Source organism: Halomonas sp. AOP7-E1-9 (assembly GCF_052376035.1).
Taxonomy (GTDB): Bacteria; Pseudomonadota; Gammaproteobacteria; order Pseudomonadales; family Halomonadaceae; genus Vreelandella; species Vreelandella citrativorans.
On sequence record NZ_JBQSVC010000071.1, the window covers coordinates 1 to 2,796 of the forward strand.

Below are 2,796 nucleotides of genomic sequence, written 5' to 3' on the forward strand. Positions count from 1 at the left end.
CATTAAAAAGTAGCAGGTTAAACGAATTTCGATAGGTAGCGCTTAACGTTTAGCGCGCTGGCCATCATCATCAGCACGCTGTAAAAATTGTGTGGTCGTAGACTCCAGATGATCCGCCAGCCAATCCGCCATGGCAATCTCTTCCTGAAGGATCTCTTTGCATACTTGAGCGACGCCCGCATGGCCCGAGCTTTCCGCAGCCTGAATCAAAGCTTTATAGTTGGCGATTTCAAAGTGCTCAAAAGCGTAACAGGCGATACTTCCTTTCATGACTTCATCGTCCATCATCATGCCGCCAAGCGCTTGACCAAAGGCGGTTATCTTACCGCCCAGATCCTTGAGGGCTGAGGTATCAATATCCAAACCAGCCATGGCCTGCTCCAAGCGATCCGACTGATGGCGGGTCTCATTTAAGTGCTGCTCAATACGCGCCTTAAGCTCAGGGTAATCAACTAATCGTTCTGCCTGCTTTTCCAGCATTTCCTCAGCTTGCTTTTCCATAGCATGCGCATCACGTAACCAGTTTTCCAAATACTTGGTTTCCAGAGACAGGGTTTCCATCGTGCTGACTCCTTTTAAATAACTGAGTTATGTATAACGACTTATTTTGACGGATCAATCTGCTCTTTCTGAGCGCCCGATTTCTCCTTTGCCATGCCGAGCGTAGGCGCCTGGCCTTCCGGCTCTGGCTGTTGGCGTGCCGTGAAGTCGCTACGACCGTCAAATGAGGGGCCTTCCGCCCAGCGGCCTTTCGGCGCTTCTTTATCCAGCAAGGTATTGAGGTAGTAGTACGAATGCTGCATGGCTTCGTGATCTTCAGGGGTAGCGTTCGGTATCGGAAGGTGTGCTCCAAGTCCGCCTAACTCTTCAATGACGGCTAACCACTGCTGCTGATGGTAGGTATCACGCGCAATCAGAAAAGAGAGGAAGTCTTTCATGCCATGGTCGTCCGTCCAGTTATAAAGACGCGATGCCAATACTCGACCACTTGCCTCCGCGGTCACGTTAGCGAGCATATCTGCCGCCACATTACCCGTGGCATAGATGTGGCTCATATCGAATGGTACGCCATTAGCATTGACCGGCATGGCAGAAAGCCCAGATGACAACAGGTGGCGTGGGTTCGCTCCGCCTAGAATGGCATTCATGACGGGATCTTCTGCGGTAGCCTCCTGGTAAGAGACGGGCGCACCTTCCAAGTTAAGCGCAACCGCATGACCAAGCATTTCGACATGCGCAAGCTCTTCTGTAGCCGTCGACATAAGAAGATCGCGAATGCGATCATCGCCCCGCGCTCCCATTGCCTGGAAGAAATATTGCATTGCTACCCGGATTTCCCCTTCTATACCGCCGATAGCCTGTTGGAGCAACATGGCAAATTCAGGATTAGGTTTATCGACTTTAACTGGATATTGCAGCTTTGCAGAGTGGTGGAACATAGTGCAGCCTCCTGGATTAACTGCCAGGAAGAAAACTTCCTGGCAGCAGACTTAAACGTTACGCAGTACCAGCCTCATTACTAACGGTTCCTTCTAAACAAAGCGCTTCCTTGCGAGCCCATCAAATGAAATATCTGATCGCGTTTAGTTAAGTATTGAAGGCCTCTGTACACTCCCCTTTAAGCAGCAACTTGCTTAGATGCTATTACTGACATATTTACAAGGGGCAACGTTTAAGCTAAGTGGTTATGTAAAACCTAATCGACCTGACCGGTCGCCATCAGGAATTACCACCGTGGCTGTTCTCTCCACCTTTTTTACCGGCTTCGGAAGCTCGCTCCGGATCATTAGCGAAGTTACCTCCGCTCTTTTGGCCACCTTTATGGCCGATATCTTCATAAAATTCTTTACCATGCGTTTTTGAAGTGGCTTCACCACCTTTCTGTCCTGCCTGTTCGCGGCTCATTCCATTATCTTTGCGATCATTAGCCATGATTCATCTCCTTTTCATGCTTTCGGCAAAAACATATCAATCATTAACTCGATTAACCAATCGAGTAATTTGAGCGTAGCTAACCCCAAAGCCATTTCAAGAGATACGACAGATAATGAAAATCTTTAATCTTTGTCACCACGTTGTTTTGTTGTTATTAAAATACAGCGCTAAGATAAAACAACACAGGCCTAACAACGCTTGCTTATACCGTAAGCAGAGACATAAAGAGAACATATCCCCTTACTATTTAACTTACGTAATTTTTCCGTATAACTATTTTTTAGATCAAGCTGGAAGTAACAGAGTGAAAGCGATGGTTAAAACAATCTTCTTGCATACTCACGAGAATTAGTTAGGCCATGGTGCCTCCTGCTTTTGCAGCTGCGGGGGGCCCAAGGTAAGAAGAATGAATACCGGCGCTGCCCAAGCCGGAAATGATGGTCAAGCAGCTACCAGAAAGGCTATTTTTTATTTATCGAAAACCCAGCATGGCGAACATAAGCCATTGAAAATAAAAGACATGCAGAACCAGTGTAAGAGAATGCTTACAAAAATATCAGCGATAGACTACATCATTTCCTGCTAAAGCCGTTAGAATCGTACCTGCTACGGATCGCAGTAGCTCACTTGAGTCGCGCCAGCCCATGGAAGGGTTTCGGAAAGCAATATGCGAAAGGATCAAGGACGCGCGACAGGCCACGGACGGCCTTATTATCCATGCTAGATAACCTCTGCTACATCGTTATCCCGCCATTTTCAGCACCAACCTTACTCATCTTTTTACCCGCTCTCGTCGCGCAAGCTAAGTAGACGTTATGCCTGCCTTTATCGTTACTTCTTTATGTTTATTTTTATAGCACG

Annotated in this window: 4 protein-coding genes; 1 reads left to right on the forward strand and 3 read right to left on the reverse strand. The window is 47.4% G+C overall.

Going from position 1 to position 2,796, the window contains the following annotated elements; all coding sequences use genetic code 11:
• Window positions 1-42: 42 nt before the first annotated feature.
• The 3 genes from ACT3R4_RS18230 to ACT3R4_RS18240 all read right to left on the reverse strand — a co-directional run bounded on the left by ACT3R4_RS18230 (window position 43) and on the right by ACT3R4_RS18240 (window position 1,932).
• Entirely contained in the window at window positions 43-561 is a 519-nt protein-coding gene (locus tag ACT3R4_RS18230) for a ferritin-like domain-containing protein (RefSeq protein ID WP_226913537.1), read from the reverse strand.
• Window positions 562-602: 41 nt separating this feature from the next.
• A complete protein-coding gene (locus tag ACT3R4_RS18235) occupies window positions 603-1,439 on the reverse strand; it encodes a manganese catalase family protein (protein ID WP_193054207.1) in 837 nt (278 codons plus the stop codon).
• Between the two features lie 280 nt (window positions 1,440-1,719).
• Window positions 1,720-1,932, reverse strand: a complete 213-nt coding sequence (locus tag ACT3R4_RS18240) for a con-10 family general stress protein (RefSeq protein WP_172117339.1) — start codon at window positions 1,930-1,932, stop codon at window positions 1,720-1,722.
• A 409-nt stretch (window positions 1,933-2,341) separates the two neighbouring features.
• On the opposite strand from ACT3R4_RS18240, the gene ACT3R4_RS18245 reads away from it, so the two are divergent.
• Window positions 2,342-2,521, forward strand: a complete 180-nt coding sequence (locus ACT3R4_RS18245; protein WP_193054208.1) for a hypothetical protein — start codon at window positions 2,342-2,344, stop codon at window positions 2,519-2,521.
• Window positions 2,522-2,796 lie beyond the last annotated feature (275 nt).

Bases quoted from the DNA above. Each gene is read 5' to 3' on its own strand.
- ACT3R4_RS18230 (WP_226913537.1), bottom strand. From the start codon at position 561: ATGGAAACCCTGTCTCTGGAAACCAAGTATTTGGAAAACTGGTTACGT.
- ACT3R4_RS18235 (WP_193054207.1), bottom strand. From the start codon at position 1,439: ATGTTCCACCACTCTGCAAAGCTGCAATATCCAGTTAAAGTCGATAAA.
- ACT3R4_RS18245 (WP_193054208.1), top strand. From the start codon at position 2,342: ATGAATACCGGCGCTGCCCAAGCCGGAAATGATGGTCAAGCAGCTACC.
- ACT3R4_RS18240 (WP_172117339.1), bottom strand. From the start codon at position 1,932: ATGGCTAATGATCGCAAAGATAATGGAATGAGCCGCGAACAGGCAGGA.